Genomic DNA, 14,164 nt, shown 5'->3' with positions numbered 1-14,164 from the left:
TCTCAGCCTTTAACTTTTTTATTTTTTATAAATAAAGGTTTTGCACCTTCTTTGATTACCTCTTTGGTAATTACTATACTATATCCATTATACTCTGGCAAATCAAACATCAAATCTACCATCATCTCTTCAATAATACTTCTTAAACCTCTAGCCCCTGTTTTACGCTCCAATGAAAGCTTAGCAATCTCTCTTAGTGCTTCATCTTCAAATTTTAATTCCACATTATCAATAGCAAAAAGTTTTTGATATTGTTTAATAATGGCATTTTTTGGCTCTGTTAAAATACGCACCATGCTTTCTTCATCAAGCTCTTCTAAAGAAGCAAGCACATGCAATCTTCCTATAAGTTCAGGGATAAGCCCAAAATGCACTAAATCATCAGGTTCTAATCTTTGAAGTAAAGCTTCTTTTTCATCTTTTTTATCATCAGTAAAAAAGCCCATGACATTATCGCCTAATTTTCTTTTAATGATATCACTAATACCATCAAAAGCTCCACCACACACAAATAAAATATTAGTCGTATCTATTTGTATAAAATCTTGATTTGGGTGTTTTCTACCACCTTTTGGCGGAATATTTACTAAAGATCCTTCAATGATTTTAAGTAAAGCTTGTTGCACACCCTCACCACTCACATCTCTTGTAATGGAGCGATTTTCACCCATCCTTGCGATTTTATCTATCTCATCGATAAATATAATCCCTTTTTGTGCTCTTTGCACATCTCCATCAGCAGCTTGCAAAAGACGAGTAAGGATATTTTCAACATCTTCTCCTACATAACCTGCTTCAGTTAAAGAAGTCGCATCACAAATTGCAATAGGCACATCTAAAAATCTAGCTAAAGTTTGCGCTAACAAAGTTTTTCCACTTCCTGTTGGACCTACTAATAAAATATTTGATTTTGCTAATTCTGTATCATCATCTTCTAAGTCAGATCTAAAAAGCCTTTTGTAGTGATTATACACCCCTACACTAAAGATTTTTTTAGCCCTATCTTGCCCGATGACATATTTATCTAAATATGCTTTTAATTCTTTAGGGGTTATGTCTTTAAAATTTTCTTTATCAACTTCTTTATTTTTTAGCTCTTTTTCCTCTCCAAAGAAAATATTGCAAGCACTTTCAGCACAATACTCACATATAAAGGCATTATTATAATCATTTACTAAAATTCTTCTTTCGCTTGTTTCTATTTCGTTACAAAAACTACATCTTTTAACCATGGTTTTTTTCCTTATATATAGGAATTCCTCTTTTTGTTTCTAAGATAAAATTACACATTTTTTTAACATTTTCACTAGAAGCACTTTCTAATAAATTCAAAGCATTATCTTTTAAATTTCCTTGTCTGAATAAAAATTTAAAAGCCTTGCTTAAAACATCCACTTCTTCTTTATCAAAGCGTCTTCTAATGCCTACTAAATTCAAACTTCTAATGCTTGCACGATTTCCCTCAGCCAAGCAAAATGGCACCACATCTTGAGAAAGTGCGCTAGCACCTGCTATCATACACCCTTCTCCTACTTTTACAAATTGATGTATTGGAGTAAGCCCACCTACTACAGTATAATCTCCAAGTTCTACATGGCCTGCTAAAGTAGCATTGTTTGCTAAAATGATGTGATCTCCTAAAGTACAATCATGTGCAATATGAGAATAAGCCATGATAAAAGCATTATCGCCTATCCTTGTGAAGCCATCGCCTTTAGCTGTACCTGAGTTAATAGTAACAAATTCTCTAATAACCGCATTTTTTCCTATAATAACACCTGAATTTATCTCATCTTTATAAGATATATCTTGCGGGATATCTCCAACTATAGCATAAGAAAACACTTTCGAATTCTCACCTATAGTTACATTAGGTAAAATTCTTGCACCTTGTTTGATGATGGTATTTGCGCCTATGTTAGCATTTTTACCAATATAAGCATAAGCTTCTACTACAACATCATCTGCTATAATAGCTCCATCTTCTATAACTGCACTTGGATGAATTTTGCTCATCATTTATCTACTATCATGGCTTTAAGTTCAGCTTCTGCAACTAATTGCCCATCTACAAAAGCTTTTCCTTGGAAAATCCACATATTTCCACGATTTTTTACTACACTCATTTCATAATCAAGTCTATCACCAGGACGCACTGGATTTCTAAATTTTGCATTATCAATACCCGTAAAATACACTACCTTAGTGCTTGGATCTACTTTATCATCCATACTTTCAAATGCTAAAACCCCTCCGGTTTGTGCCATACCTTCTAAAATTAACACACCCGGATAAATTGGATGATCTGGAAAATGTCCCATAAAAACATGATCGCTTATACTAATATTTTTATAACCTCTAACAACTTCTTTGTTTTTTAATTCTACGATTTTATCTACAAGTAAAAATGGATACCTATGTGGTAAAATTTTTTGAATTTGCATTACATCTATCATAAATTTAGCCTTAAAATATATTCAAAATTCAGATTTTACAAAAAAAATATTAATAAATTAATTAAGTTTTATAACTTCACAATCTTTTCTTTGCTATCAAAATAAATTTCACTTTTTGCCATAAATTCATAAGCACCTTTAATAATATTTTCAACAATAATCACCGGTGAAAGATCATAAGCACCAAAATGCTTTTGTCTTATTTTGATTTCTTGCTCTATTTTTAAAGGATTTTGTAAAAAATCTTCGTAATTTTTAAATCGCATTTTACATAAGCTATTAAAATAATCAAAACTCCATAAATTAATCTCATCCTTTGCACTTTTATAATGCTTTAAACCCTCATCTAAAACACTAAATTTAGTGTAAGAATTTTTAAAATGTGAGTAAAATAAAACATGAGTTCTTATAGCTTGCTTGTTTTGTTTTATCAAAGCCCTTAACAAGCGATAATTTAAAAATTTCTCTCTTTGAATTTCAAATTTAATGCCCTTTTTTTCTAAATTTTTTACTTGGTTATAGAATTTAATTTTTTCTTCTATACTTGAAGGCAATATTTGTTTATTAATAGGACTCATCAGCTCATCTATAAAGGCTTTTTGACCTTTTTGCTTAGAAAGCGCATAAATACATCCGCAATAATTTTGATGATAAAGCATATCTTGCTTTGCTAGGGCAAATTGTCTTTGCGTGCCTCCATTTTTTCTAAAATCAGGCGCTAAAAACTCTATGCCAAATTTATCACATTCTTTTTGTAATGCTAATTTTAGTTGCTCTAGGTCTTTTTTAGGAGATGTTAAAAGAGTTGTTGTAAGTTTTTTTTCTCCTATTTTTTGAGCAAATTCAACACTTTTGTGCATTCTAAAATCAAAACAAATTTGACATCTTGCACCTTTTTCGGGCTCATCCTCATAGCCCTTTACACTCTCAAGCCATTTTTCATACTCATATTCACCCTTATAAAGTTTAATACCCAGCTTATCACAACTGCGTTTAACATCTAAAAATCTAAGTTCATGCTCACTATATGGATGGATGTTTGGGTCATAAAAATACCCGATGATTTTTTCTTCAGGATAGGCTTTGCTTAATTCTTGTATAAAATAATGACTATCCACACTACAACAAATATGTACTAGCATAATTCTTTTAACACCTTAAAAGCATGATCTTTAGCTTTTACATTTTTATAAATTTTTGCGATATTTCCTTCCTCATCAACTACAAAAGTAGATCTTATAAGCCCTTCATACTCTTTTCCATAATTTTTCTTTAAACCCCAAGCGCCATAAAGTTTGCAAATTTCTTTTTCACTATCACTTAATAAAGTGTGCTTTAAATCATATTTTTTTATGAAATTTTCATGTGATTTCACACTATCTGGACTAATACCTATAATCACAGCATTTTGCCCTAAAAAATCTTCATAATTTTGACTAAATTCACAAGCTTGTGTAGTACAACCTGGGGTATTATCTTTTGGATAAAAATACAAAATAATTTTTTTACCTAAAAAATCACTTAGAGAAATTTTAACCCCATCTTGATTTAAAAGTTCAAAAACTGGGGCTTTATCGCCAATTTGCAATTCTTTCATTTTTTACCTTTCAATCTTAATTTTTCTACACTTTCACCACCAAAAGCAATATTATATGGCTCAATATCTTCTAGCATTATGACTATATTTTGCTTTGGTTTATTATATTTTGTATGCAAAAGCTCTGTAATATCTGCTATTAACTCTTCTTTTTGTGCTTTACTAAATTCTGGTTTAGCGAGTTTGATACTAATAATAGGCATTGTTTTTCCTTGCTTTAAATAAAGAATTTTACTATATTCTAGCAATTATTAGTATATTTTTGATAAAATTAGTTTTATTTTCAATAAAGGCTTATTTATGATTAGGGCAAAAAAAATTTGGATGGATGGAAAAATCATTGATTTTGATGATGCAAAAATTCATGTTTTAACACATTCATTACATTATGCAAATGCAGTTTTTGAAGGAACAAGAGCTTATAAAACACAAAATGGTTTAGCAATTTTTAGATTAAAAGAACACACCAAAAGACTTTTAGAGTCTGCAAAAATCACTTTAATCAACTCACCTTTTTCTCAAGAAGAACTTGAAAATGCACAAGTTGAACTTTTAAGAGCAAATGATTTTCAAAATAACACTTATTTGCGCCCATTCATCTTTTTAGGTGATGGAACTATGGGAGTTTATCATGCTAAAGCTCCTGTTAGAGTAGCTATTGCTGCTTGGGAATGGGGTGCTTATTTGGGCGAAGAAGGCTTAGAAAAAGGTATTAAGGTTAAAATTTCTTCTTTTGCTAGAAATAGCGTAAAATCTAGCCTAGGTAAAGCCAAAGCAAGTGCAAATTATTTAAATTCTCAAATGGCTAAATATGAAGCTATAGAAGCAGGATATGAAGAAGCTTTAATGCTTGATGAAGAAGGTTTTGTAGCAGAAGGGACAGGCGAGTGCTTTTTTATGGTTAAAGACGGGAAATTAATCACCCCGCCAAATGATTTTTCATTAAAAAGTATTACCCAAGATACTGTTTTAAAAATTGCACATGATTTGGGCATAAGCGTAGTGCGCCAAAGAATTTCAAGAGATGAAGTTTATGTGGCCGATGAAGCATTTTTTACAGGAACTGCAGCAGAAATAACCCCAATAAATAATATTGATGCAAGAATTATAGGAAATGGAAAAAGAGGTGAGCTAACGACAAAGCTCCAAAATGCGTATTTTGATATAGTTTATGGACGCAATGAAAAATACGCTTCTATGCTAACTTATATTTAACAAAGGAACTAAATGCCAGCTGATTTGAATGATTATTTTAATAAAAAAAACAATCAAAACAATAATAAGCAAAATTTAAATTTCAAAGCCCCAGAATTTAATTTCAAAGGTTTTGGAAAATTTTCTCCATTAATTTATAGCGCGATTGCAATTGTTTTAGTCTTTGCACTTTTTAAACCTTTTGCAATAGTTAATTCAGGGGAAATGGGGATCAAGTCTACCACGGGTAAATACAGCCCTACTCCGCTTGAGCCAGGACTTCATTTTTTTATGCCAGTATTACAAAAAATCACTATAGTAGATACTAGAGTAAGACAAATTAATTATGCTTCTATTGAAGGCGTAAATGAAAATTTACAAATAGGTTCAGGTGTTGTAAATAAAAATAGTATCTCTGTACTTGATTCAAGAGGTTTGCCTGTGTCTATTGATGTAACCGTTCAATATAGATTAAATCCTTTACAGGTTCCTCAAACCATAGCTACTTGGGGGCTTAATTGGGAAAATAAAATTATTGATCCGGTTGTAAGAGATGTAGTAAGAAATGTGGTAGGTCAATATACTGCAGAAGAGCTTCCAACAAATCGTAACACCATAGCCGTGCAAATTGATCAAGGCATTAGAAAAACCATAGAAAGCCAACCAAATGAGCCTGCTGAGCTTCAAGCAGTTCAACTTAGAGAGATTATCTTGCCTATAAAAGTAAAAGAGCAAATTGAAAGAGTACAAATTGCTAAACAAGAAGCTGAAAGAACCAAATACGAAGTAGAAAGAGCTAATCAAGAAGCACTTAAAAAAGCAGCTTTAGCTGAAGGGGAAGCAAATGCAACCATAATTAGTGCTAAAGGTAGAGCAAGTGCGGTTAAAATAGAAGCTGATGCACAAGCGTATTCAAATAGAGAAATAGCAAAAAGTTTAAATAACCCTTTGCTTGATTTAAAACAAATTGAAACTCAAAAGCAGTTTAACGAAGCACTTAAGGTTAATAAAGATGCCAAAATTTTCTTAACACCTGGTGGAGCTGTGCCAAATATTTGGGTTGATAGCAAAGATAGTAAAAGAACAAGCTCAGTAGCAAATTAAAAACTAAAGAAGTGATAATGAATGCTCAACACATTCGAGAGCAAATGATTTTTTATACTACTCATTTGCACTTAGTAGATTTTTTATTAATGGCCTTGGTTATATTTTTTTTCATTATCACTTTATTTTTAGCTTTAATCATTAGAAACAAGCCTGCTTTTGCTTTTACAATTATTTTTTTAGGAATTTTATGTTCAGCAGGTATCGCTTATTTAGGATATTTTTTAATTGATACTAAAGTTAGATCAAGAATAACCAGCTTAGATAATGCTCAATTTTTTGTATACGATAACTCACTCAGCGTTGATTATAGCTTAACAAATACTTCTAAAAAAAGCTTTAGATACTGCAAATTAAAAGTAGAAGTTTTTAAGAAAAGTGATGATAATAGTACTTTTAAAAATTTAATACATACTATAAAACCTCTAAGAAGCAAATCAACCATGATAGAAAAAACAATAAATCCACAACAAACTATTAATTTAAAAACCAAATTTTCCGATTTTAAAGAAGGTCAAAATTTTGACATTGAGATTAGTTCAAAGTGTTTTTAATGGGATATTTTACATTTTTTCATATTTTAATCATTGTTATTATGTTAGCTTCTACAGGTTTAACTTGGGTTTTGCTTTACTTAAAAGTTCAAAATAAAAAATATATGATTATTTTTTGCATAGTGAGTTTTATACTAGCATTAATTTTAACCATTTCATTACTATTAACTATAGATCAATATACCAAAAAAGCAAGTTTGAGTAATTTTTCAACCTACAGACGCTTAGCAACAGAAAGTATTACTGTAAAAGGTAGAGTAACTAATGATACTAATTTTAAAATTTCTGAATGCTTTTTAGAACTTAGGATAATTGATGATAACAAAAAACATGAGGTAAGTGGTGAAATCTTTAATCAACAAAATTTTGATAGCATAAAAAGAGCAAATCAAGAACAAAGAGATGCTTCATATAATATCAATATTGCAAAAAATTTACCAGGGCATACTTATAAAGATTTTTCATTTGAAGTGGGATTACCGCCTCATTTTCAAAGCTATAAGGTATTTAAACAATTAAAATGCAGATAAGGATTATTTAATAAAATAATCCCCATCAAAACTAATTAAAGAGTATTTTCTTTCATTGCCTATACTTGAAACTAGTTCATTAATATCCAAAAAAGTCAAGCTATCTGCACCTGTATACTCTCTAACCTCTTCAACGCTTTTATTAGCTGAGATTAATTCTTCAAAGGTAGGTGTATCTATACCATAAATATCAGGAAATTTAATTTCTGGACATGCAATCGCTAAATGGATTTTTCTTGCACCTGCTTGTTTTAAAAGTGCAATGATTTTTTTAGAAGTTGTTCCTCTTACCACACTATCATCAATCACCACTATATCTTTGCCTTCTAAGACTTTTTTCATAGGATTGAGTTTTAATTTTACCTTCAAATTTCTCATTTCTTGAGTTGGCTCTATGAAAGTTCTTCCAACATAGTGATTTCTCACTATTGCCATTTCAAGTGGGATTTTTAAATATTGCGCAAAACCTATAGCAGCACTTACACCACTATCTGGAACTGGCACTACAAAATCCACTTTTTCTTTAAATTTTTTAGCCAAGGCTTCACCCATTTTTTTACGCACTTCATATACACTTTTACCTTCTATAATACTATCAGGTCTAGCAAAATAAATATACTCAAATGCGCAAATTCTTGGATCTGTCTTATCAAATACTTGAATGCTTTCAAACTCATCACTACTTTGAGTAAAAATCAACATCTCGCCTGGTTTTACATCGCGGATAAATTCAGCCTCTATCAAATCAAAAGCGCAAGTTTCACTCGCTACAATATACCCACCATCTTTTAATCTACCCAAAGATAAAGGTCTAACCCCATAAGGATCTCTTACTACAAAAAGTTGATTTTTACTAGCAAGCATAAAGCAATACGCTCCCTTGCTTTGAGTCAAGCTTTCTATAAATCTATCTTTTAAAGTTTCTTTTTTGCTTTTTGCTATTAAATGTACCACATTTTCTGTATCCATATTAGAATGAAAAATAGCCCCGTTGTTAATCAATTCTTTTCTAACTTCTTCTTTATTAATCAAATTTCCATTATGCACTAAAGAAATATCACCCAAAGAACAAGTAGCTGCAACAGGTTGGGCATCATGCAAAGAAGAATTTCCTGCAGTAGAATAACGATTATGCCCTACAGCTATACTACCTTTTAAATCTGCTAAAATTTGAGTATTAAAAATTTGTCCTACTTCACCTTTAGCTTTGTGTGTTTTGATACTCAAACCATCACTTACGCTAATCCCACTTGCCTCTTGTCCGCGATGTTGCATAGCAAATAAAGCATAATAAGCCACCGTACTTGCATTTTTTGAATTAATTACTCCAACTACTGCACACATTTAAATTCCTAAACAATCATCTATATCATATAAGCCATTTTCTTGAGAAGCTAACCATTTTGCACATTTTATCGCACCTTTTGCAAAAGTAGCTCTTGAAGTAGCCGTATGATTTAATTCTATAAATTCACCTTCATTGTAAAAACCAACCCTATGTGAACCTACTATATCACCGCCTCTTAAACTCATCACCGCGATTTCATCTTTACTTCTTTGCCCAATAATCCCATCTCTACCGCTTACTCTGACCTTTTCTAAGTCTAAATTTCTAGCCTTAGCAACATTTTGTGCTAAAGTCATTGCGGTACCACTTGGAGCATCTTTTTTCTTATTATGGTGCATTTCAAGTATTTCTATATCAAAATCTCTCAAAGCCTCACTAGCTAAATAAGAAAGCTTTTTTAAAATCGCCACACCCAAAGACATATTAGTTGCATAAAGAATAGGCATAGTAATACTTGCACTTTGCATTAACTCATTTTGCTTAACATCCAAACCTGTAGTACCTATCACCAAAGGCTTGGGATTACTTCTTGCATATAAAAGCAAATCCTCACAACCCTTTGGAGTAGAAAAATCAATAATTACATCACATTTATTAAAAAAATCTTCATAATTTGATCCTTGATCAAAAAACGCACTAGCCTTTGCCTGCTCATCATCTTCTAGGCAAAGTCTTATTTGAGTACCCATACGCCCACTACTTCCATGGATTCCAATATTAATCATTTTAAATCTGCCTTTTTAGAATTTGGAAAATTGTAGCGTTTATTTATTTAAAAGCAAATAACGCTTTTAATTAATCATCCCATTTTTGCCCTAAAAAATTTCCATTTCTATCAAAAAACATTTCCATATTATTACTTAGTTTAATTTCATAACCAAATTCTTCCCAATCCACATCTACAATAAAAGCTCCAGGAAAAGAACTTTGAATTTTATCCATAATAGGTTTAGAAAGCCCATAATAATTTTGCGCATAAGGATTATGCTGAGGCATATGAGGCATATTTTGTTGATATGAATTAGTATTTTGTTGTGTAATATTTGCACTAGCCATTAGCGCTAAAGTTGTACTTAGGATTAGTATTTTTTTCATTTTAGATTCTCCTTGATTTTTTATAGGAGAATCTTAATTAATTTTTGTGAAATTTATGTGAAGATTAATGCAAGTTTTCAATATATGCTAAAGCACTAAGTGCTGCGACTGCTCCATCACCTGCTGCACATATTACTTGTTTTGGAGCATCTTTTCTTAAATCACCTGCTGCAAACAACCCTGCTATATTAGTTTGCATTTTAAGATCAACACTCACTTGACCGCCTTCTTCCATAGCACATAAAAACTCACCATTTTCTTGTTTTAAGATTTCATTTCTCACATTCAATCCAACAAAGGTAAAAATTCCAGGCACATCAAGATCTCTTTTAGAGCCATCATTAAATGCTATTTTTACCTTATTAACACCCATATTATCACCACAAACCTCATCAACTACTGCATTTGTAATTAATTCTATTTTATCATTATTTCTTACTTTTTCTACCGTTGAAGGCGCTGCTCTAAACTCATCTCTTCTATGGATTAAATATACTTTTGAGCAAATATTAGCTAGATACAATGCCTCTTCTAAGGCTGTATCTCCTCCACCTAAAACAGCTACTTCTTTATTTTTATAAAAAAATCCATCGCAAGTTGCACAAGTACTTACACCTTTGCCAAAAAATTCATCCTCGCCTTTAAAACCTGCACGACGTGGGGTAGAACCTGTACAAACAATAACAGCCTTTGCTTGTTCGACTTTACCATTTTCTAATTTGATATTAAAACTACCATCAGTATTTTTGCTAATTTGTTCTACACCTATCATTTCATGTTTTAAACCAAAACGCATACATTGTTCATTCCATGGAGCCATAAAAGAAATTCCATCTAAAACTTGTGCAACTCCAGGATAATTTTCAATTTCTGAACTTGAAGTTATTTGCCCACCTGGTGTACCTTTTTCAAACATTACAACATTTTTTAATCCGCCTCTAGTAGCATATAATCCCGCACTTAAACCAGCAGGGCCACCGCCTATAATAGCTAAATCTAACATGATATTTTCCTTATAGTTTTATTTATAAGTATTATACAAATTTTTCTTTAATTATAAATAATAAAAATTATTAAATAGTAAAAAATATGAAGAAAAGCCACTAAAAGTGGCTTGAGATTATAAAAGTGAGTTTAGTTTATCTGCTAAAACTTGTTTTGATTGAGCGCCAACCAATTGATCAACCACTTCACCATCTTTAAAGAAAAAGATAGTTGGAATAGATCTTACACCAAATTGCGCAGCTAAATCACCTTGCTCTTCTGTATTTACTTTGCAAATTTTAGCCTTGCCATCAAAATCATTTGCAAGCTCATCAATTACCGGTGCAAGCATTCTACAAGGTCCGCACCATGGAGCCCAAAAATCTACTAAAGCTACGCCTTCTTTTGCTTGTGCAAAATTTTCTGCAGTTAAATCAATATATTTTCCCATGTTATCTCCTTTAATTTTTTAAGATTTTATTAGATTAAAATAAACATTCTCTTAATAACTAATGTTTTCTAAAAGTTTTATATCATCTTTATGCACGCAAAGTAAATCTAATTGAAAATTTTCATTACTTTTGTGTTTCATAAAGTAATACTCTATGGTTTTAATAATTTTGTTATATTTTTTACCATCTAGTCTATAGGCTACTTCATAATTTCCTTGTGTACTTTTAACTTCAATAAAATGTAAAATTTTATCTTTTTTAGCAATAATATCAATTTCTCCAAATTTAGAATGAAAATTTCTTTCTAAAATTTCAAAATCTTTATTTTTAAGATATTCACATGCTATATCTTCACCTTTTATACCAAAAAGATACTGTGATAAAGCCATTTAATCTTCTATTCTCATCATAAAAACATCATCTTTAACAAATTCTTGTTCTTTAAGTTTTTGAGTTAAAATTTGTATATTTTTTTCATAAGTTTGATGAGTAATAAAAAATAAAGTACTACAATCTTGCTTTTCTTTTTTTGGCTTTTGCAAAAAAGTATCGATTGAAATTTGATGTTCACTCATTAATTGCGTAATTTTTGATAAAACACCTATTTTATCTAATACTTTTAATCTTAGATAGTATCTTGTATAAATTTCATCCTTATTTAAAAGCTTATAAGAAGTATCATTTAAATATCCAAAAATAGCACTATTTTTTTCTTTTCTTGCTATATCGATTAAATCTGCTACAACAGCACTTGCAGTTGCCCTGCCACCTGCTCCTGGACCATAGTATAAACTTTCGCCCAAAATATCCCCATCTATACTGATAGCATTCATCACCCCATCAACTTTTGCTAACATTTTATCTTTATTTAACATAACAGGATGAACCCTTAATTCTATTTTTTCATCTTTTATTTTAGCAATACCTAAATGTTTTATGGTGTACTCAAATTCCTTTGCAAAATAAATATCCTCATCGCTTACCTTACTAATACCCTCAATCAAGATATCCTCAGGTTTTACTCTTAGTCCATAAGCAATATTTGCTAAAATTAAAAGCTTGTGCGCAGCATCAAATCCTTCTATATCAAAAGTAGGATCAGCTTCAGCATATCCTAAATCTTGGGCTTTTTTTAATACCTCTTGAAATTTGGCATTATCTTCTGCCATCTTGCTTAAAATATAATTACTTGTGCCATTTAAAATGCCTTTGATAGAAACGATATTATTGGCACTCAAACCCTCTTTTAAAATTTTAATAATAGGAATTCCACCCGCTACACTTGCCTCATAACCAAAAGCTGTATCTTGTGCTAATTTTTCAAGCTCATAACGATGATAAGCAAGTAAAGCTTTATTAGCAGTTACTACTGATTTTTTTCTTTTTAAAATTTTTGAAATTATCTCAAAGGGTAAATCAATACCACCCATTAACTCCACAAATACATCGATATCTTCACGCTCTAAAACCTCATCAATATCATTAACCACAGGAATCAATGCATTTGGCTTTGCACTTCTTGCTAAAGCAATTACCGGAAGAATTTCTTCATCACATCTTGCTTTAATTAAATCTTGATTTTTTAACAAAGTTTCTACAACAGCACTTCCTACCGTGCCATAGCCTAAAATCGCTATTTTCATTTTATTCTCTTAAGTATTTTTTGATATTTCTTGCTGCTTGACGAATACGGTTTTCATTTTCTATTAAAGCTATTCTAACATACTCATTACCCGCTTCACCAAAGCCAACTCCAGGACTTACTGCTACATTTGCTTTTTGTAAAAGCTGCTTAGAAAATTCCATACTACCAAGATGGGCCTTGCTTTGAGGGAGTTTTGCCCAAACAAACATACTTGCATTAGGCTTTTTTAATTCCCATCCTGCTTGGTAAAATGATTCCAGTAAGACTTCCAATCTTTTTGCATAAGTTGCCTTAATCTCTTCAACACAAGTTTGATCTCCATCTAAAGCTACAGTAGCAGCAACTTGTATAGGCGTATACATACCATAATCAAACCAAGATTTGATCTTTTTCAAAGCCGCAATTAAGCGTTTATTACCCACCACAAAACCTACACGCCAACCTGCCATGTTGTAAGATTTTGAAAGTGTATAGGTTTCTACTGCTACATCTTTAGCACCTTCAACTTCAAAAATCGAAGGAGTTTTATAAGAGCCAAAAGTTAAGTCCGCATAAGCAATATCAGAAATAATATAAAATCTTTCTTTTTTTGCCATAGCAACCAATCTCTCATAAAAACTTTTTTCCACTGTAACTGTTGTAGGATTATGCGGAAAATTTACCACTACATATTTTGGACGCGGAATACTTTCATGCAGTGTTTTTTGTAAATTTTCAAAAAAAGTATTTTCGTTTAATTTATAATTTTCATTAAAATCAAAATTCATAGTTGCTACATTACCACCTGCTATGATAAAAGCTTGAGTATGTATAGGATAAGCAGGCGTAGGCACAATAGCTACATCTCCTGGGTTAATAACAGCTCTTGCTAAATTTACAAAGCCTTCTTTAGAGCCCATCGTTGCAACTACTTCACTTTCAGGATCTAAATCAACATCATATTTTCTTTTATACCAATTACAAATTGCAAGTCTTAGTTTATAAATTCCACTCGAAGCAGAATACCCTGAAGTTTTGTCTTTATTTGCACTTTCGCAAAGCTTGTCTATAATATGTTGAGGAGTTTTGCCATCAGGATTTCCCATAGAAAAATCTATTATATCCTCCCCTGCTCTTCTTGCTGCCATTTTAATCGCATTAACTTCAGCAAAAACATAATTTGGAAGTCTTTCTATGGTATTAAAATGAATTTCTTCAAACATCGT

At 31.3% G+C, this 14,164-nt stretch carries 18 protein-coding genes; 4 read left to right on the top strand and 14 right to left on the bottom strand.

Translation table 11 applies throughout. From position 1 onward, the window contains the following. Positions 1-2: 2 nt before the first annotated feature. The 6 genes from clpX to L8V79_RS02030 form a co-directional block, all read right to left on the bottom strand. The gene (gene clpX, locus L8V79_RS02055; RefSeq protein WP_039619273.1) at positions 3-1,232 is read right to left on the bottom strand and encodes an ATP-dependent Clp protease ATP-binding subunit ClpX; all 1,230 of its coding nucleotides are present in this window, start codon (positions 1,230-1,232) and stop codon (positions 3-5) included. Then, positions 1,225-2,016, bottom strand: a complete 792-nt coding sequence (gene lpxA, locus L8V79_RS02050) for an acyl-ACP--UDP-N-acetylglucosamine O-acyltransferase (protein ID WP_263663942.1) — start codon at positions 2,014-2,016, stop codon at positions 1,225-1,227. Before lpxA ends, clpX begins: the two co-directional genes overlap by 8 nt. Continuing rightward, positions 2,016-2,456, bottom strand: coding sequence for a 3-hydroxyacyl-ACP dehydratase FabZ (gene fabZ / locus L8V79_RS02045; protein ID WP_039619275.1), 441 nt, complete (start codon positions 2,454-2,456; stop codon positions 2,016-2,018). The genes lpxA and fabZ overlap by 1 nt, the downstream gene beginning before the upstream one ends. A 68-nt stretch (positions 2,457-2,524) precedes the next feature. Further along, complete coding sequence (locus L8V79_RS02040; RefSeq protein WP_263682465.1) at positions 2,525-3,598, bottom strand: epoxyqueuosine reductase QueH; 1,074 nt, start codon at positions 3,596-3,598, stop codon at positions 2,525-2,527. Then, complete coding sequence (bcp, locus tag L8V79_RS02035; RefSeq protein WP_263679502.1) at positions 3,592-4,053, bottom strand: thioredoxin-dependent thiol peroxidase; 462 nt, start codon at positions 4,051-4,053, stop codon at positions 3,592-3,594. Before bcp ends, L8V79_RS02040 begins: the two co-directional genes overlap by 7 nt. Then, a complete protein-coding gene (locus L8V79_RS02030; protein WP_263702311.1) occupies positions 4,050-4,256 on the bottom strand; it encodes a tautomerase family protein in 207 nt (68 codons plus the stop codon). The genes bcp and L8V79_RS02030 overlap by 4 nt, the downstream gene beginning before the upstream one ends. A gap of 97 nt (positions 4,257-4,353) precedes the next feature. Here L8V79_RS02030 and ilvE point away from each other — a divergent pair, with 97 nt between their 5' ends. From ilvE to L8V79_RS02010, 4 genes are read left to right on the top strand one after another with little or no spacing between them, the layout of a single operon-like run. Next, positions 4,354-5,268, top strand: a complete 915-nt coding sequence (gene ilvE, locus L8V79_RS02025; RefSeq protein WP_263702310.1) for a branched-chain-amino-acid transaminase — start codon at positions 4,354-4,356, stop codon at positions 5,266-5,268. A 12-nt stretch (positions 5,269-5,280) separates the two neighbouring features. Next, the gene (locus L8V79_RS02020) at positions 5,281-6,351 is read left to right on the top strand and encodes a prohibitin family protein (protein WP_263663891.1); all 1,071 of its coding nucleotides are present in this window, start codon (positions 5,281-5,283) and stop codon (positions 6,349-6,351) included. Between the two features lie 17 nt (positions 6,352-6,368). Further along, complete coding sequence (locus tag L8V79_RS02015) at positions 6,369-6,905, top strand: DUF2393 domain-containing protein (protein ID WP_263702309.1); 537 nt, start codon at positions 6,369-6,371, stop codon at positions 6,903-6,905. Next, complete coding sequence (locus tag L8V79_RS02010; RefSeq protein WP_263702308.1) at positions 6,905-7,435, top strand: DUF2393 domain-containing protein; 531 nt, start codon at positions 6,905-6,907, stop codon at positions 7,433-7,435. The genes L8V79_RS02015 and L8V79_RS02010 overlap by 1 nt, the downstream gene beginning before the upstream one ends. 3 nt (positions 7,436-7,438) lie before the next feature. Here L8V79_RS02010 and purF read toward each other — a convergent pair whose 3' ends face one another. The 8 genes from purF to L8V79_RS01970 all read right to left on the bottom strand — a co-directional run bounded on the left by purF (position 7,439) and on the right by L8V79_RS01970 (position 14,161). Then, a complete protein-coding gene (gene purF / locus L8V79_RS02005) occupies positions 7,439-8,779 on the bottom strand; it encodes an amidophosphoribosyltransferase (protein WP_263702307.1) in 1,341 nt (446 codons plus the stop codon). Continuing rightward, positions 8,780-9,508 (bottom strand): 4-hydroxy-tetrahydrodipicolinate reductase, encoded by a 729-nt coding sequence (dapB, locus tag L8V79_RS02000; protein WP_263702306.1) that lies wholly within the window; start codon positions 9,506-9,508, stop codon positions 8,780-8,782. Between the two features lie 70 nt (positions 9,509-9,578). Then, positions 9,579-9,878 carry a PepSY-like domain-containing protein gene (locus L8V79_RS01995; protein WP_070255351.1) on the bottom strand — a complete coding sequence of 100 codons (300 nt, stop codon included), beginning with the start codon at positions 9,876-9,878 and terminating at the stop codon, positions 9,579-9,581. Positions 9,879-9,942: 64 nt separating this feature from the next. Further along, positions 9,943-10,881, bottom strand: a complete 939-nt coding sequence (trxB, locus tag L8V79_RS01990; RefSeq protein WP_149062791.1) for a thioredoxin-disulfide reductase — start codon at positions 10,879-10,881, stop codon at positions 9,943-9,945. A gap of 117 nt (positions 10,882-10,998) precedes the next feature. Further along, a complete protein-coding gene (gene trxA / locus L8V79_RS01985) occupies positions 10,999-11,313 on the bottom strand; it encodes a thioredoxin (RefSeq protein WP_012662110.1) in 315 nt (104 codons plus the stop codon). Between the two features lie 51 nt (positions 11,314-11,364). Continuing rightward, positions 11,365-11,703 carry a YraN family protein gene (locus tag L8V79_RS01980; RefSeq protein ID WP_263702305.1) on the bottom strand — a complete coding sequence of 113 codons (339 nt, stop codon included), beginning with the start codon at positions 11,701-11,703 and terminating at the stop codon, positions 11,365-11,367. Further along, positions 11,704-12,957 (bottom strand): homoserine dehydrogenase, encoded by a 1,254-nt coding sequence (locus L8V79_RS01975; protein ID WP_263702304.1) that lies wholly within the window; start codon positions 12,955-12,957, stop codon positions 11,704-11,706. Position 12,958: 1 nt separating this feature from the next. After that, a complete protein-coding gene (locus tag L8V79_RS01970; RefSeq protein WP_263702303.1) occupies positions 12,959-14,161 on the bottom strand; it encodes an LL-diaminopimelate aminotransferase in 1,203 nt (400 codons plus the stop codon). Positions 14,162-14,164: the final 3 nt, after the last annotated feature.

The sequence above is a fragment of the Campylobacter sp. IFREMER_LSEM_CL2194 genome (genome assembly GCF_025771685.1).
In the GTDB taxonomy this organism is placed as follows: Bacteria; Campylobacterota; Campylobacteria; order Campylobacterales; family Campylobacteraceae; genus Campylobacter_D.
The sequence above is the reverse complement of the archived record's forward strand: the minus strand, read 5'-3'. Positions and strand labels throughout refer to the sequence as shown.

Bases quoted from the DNA above. Each gene is read 5' to 3' on its own strand.
- bcp (WP_263679502.1), bottom strand. From the start codon at position 4,053: ATGAAAGAATTGCAAATTGGCGATAAAGCCCCAGTTTTTGAACTTTTA.
- trxB (WP_149062791.1), bottom strand. From the start codon at position 10,881: ATGTTAGATTTAGCTATTATAGGCGGTGGCCCTGCTGGTTTAAGTGCG.
- L8V79_RS02015 (WP_263702309.1), top strand. From the start codon at position 6,369: ATGAATGCTCAACACATTCGAGAGCAAATGATTTTTTATACTACTCAT.
- L8V79_RS01975 (WP_263702304.1), bottom strand. From the start codon at position 12,957: ATGAAAATAGCGATTTTAGGCTATGGCACGGTAGGAAGTGCTGTTGTA.
- dapB (WP_263702306.1), bottom strand. From the start codon at position 9,508: ATGATTAATATTGGAATCCATGGAAGTAGTGGGCGTATGGGTACTCAA.
- purF (WP_263702307.1), bottom strand. From the start codon at position 8,779: ATGTGTGCAGTAGTTGGAGTAATTAATTCAAAAAATGCAAGTACGGTG.
- ilvE (WP_263702310.1), top strand. From the start codon at position 4,354: ATGATTAGGGCAAAAAAAATTTGGATGGATGGAAAAATCATTGATTTT.
- lpxA (WP_263663942.1), bottom strand. From the start codon at position 2,016: ATGAGCAAAATTCATCCAAGTGCAGTTATAGAAGATGGAGCTATTATA.
- fabZ (WP_039619275.1), bottom strand. From the start codon at position 2,456: ATGATAGATGTAATGCAAATTCAAAAAATTTTACCACATAGGTATCCA.
- L8V79_RS01970 (WP_263702303.1), bottom strand. From the start codon at position 14,161: ATGTTTGAAGAAATTCATTTTAATACCATAGAAAGACTTCCAAATTAT.
- clpX (WP_039619273.1), bottom strand. From the start codon at position 1,232: ATGGTTAAAAGATGTAGTTTTTGTAACGAAATAGAAACAAGCGAAAGA.
- L8V79_RS01980 (WP_263702305.1), bottom strand. From the start codon at position 11,703: ATGGCTTTATCACAGTATCTTTTTGGTATAAAAGGTGAAGATATAGCA.
- L8V79_RS02030 (WP_263702311.1), bottom strand. From the start codon at position 4,256: ATGCCTATTATTAGTATCAAACTCGCTAAACCAGAATTTAGTAAAGCA.
- L8V79_RS01995 (WP_070255351.1), bottom strand. From the start codon at position 9,878: ATGAAAAAAATACTAATCCTAAGTACAACTTTAGCGCTAATGGCTAGT.
- L8V79_RS02040 (WP_263682465.1), bottom strand. From the start codon at position 3,598: ATGCTAGTACATATTTGTTGTAGTGTGGATAGTCATTATTTTATACAA.
- L8V79_RS02010 (WP_263702308.1), top strand. From the start codon at position 6,905: ATGGGATATTTTACATTTTTTCATATTTTAATCATTGTTATTATGTTA.
- L8V79_RS02020 (WP_263663891.1), top strand. From the start codon at position 5,281: ATGCCAGCTGATTTGAATGATTATTTTAATAAAAAAAACAATCAAAAC.
- trxA (WP_012662110.1), bottom strand. From the start codon at position 11,313: ATGGGAAAATATATTGATTTAACTGCAGAAAATTTTGCACAAGCAAAA.